The following is a 434-nucleotide window of genomic DNA, read 5'->3' as shown; positions in this document are numbered from 1 at the left end:
GCACTACTCTTTATTGACGAATCCCATGTGACGGTGCCCCAGCTGGGCGCAATGTATCGTGGAGACCGCTCTCGTAAAGAGACATTAGTGCAGTATGGTTTCCGCTTGCCATCTGCCTTAGACAACCGCCCGATGAAGTTTGAAGAGTGGGAACAGATCTCACCGCAAATGATCTTTGTTTCAGCAACGCCCGGCAACTATGAAGCAGAGCACCAAGGCTAAGTTGTAGAGCAAGTGGTACGCCCTACGGGCTTGCTTGATCCAGAAATAGAAGTGCGTCCAGCAGGTCAACAAGTTGATGATTTGCTATCGGAGATCCATCTGAGAGTAGCCGTTAATGAGCGGGTATTAGTGACAACCCTTACAAAGCGGATGTCTGAAGACCTAACCCATTATCTTTCAGATTTAGGTGTAAAGGTACGCTACCTACACTC

The 434-nt window shown here is 48.6% G+C and carries 1 pseudogene; it reads left to right on the top strand.

Going from position 1 to position 434, the window contains the following annotated elements:
- Window positions 1-434: pseudogene (locus tag BTA35_RS16915) on the top strand (excinuclease ABC subunit B); the annotation flags it as partial.

Source organism: Oceanospirillum linum (genome assembly GCF_001995095.2).
Lineage (GTDB): Bacteria > Pseudomonadota > Gammaproteobacteria > Pseudomonadales > Halomonadaceae > Oceanospirillum > Oceanospirillum linum.
This window is presented reverse-complemented; position numbering and strand designations above follow the sequence as displayed.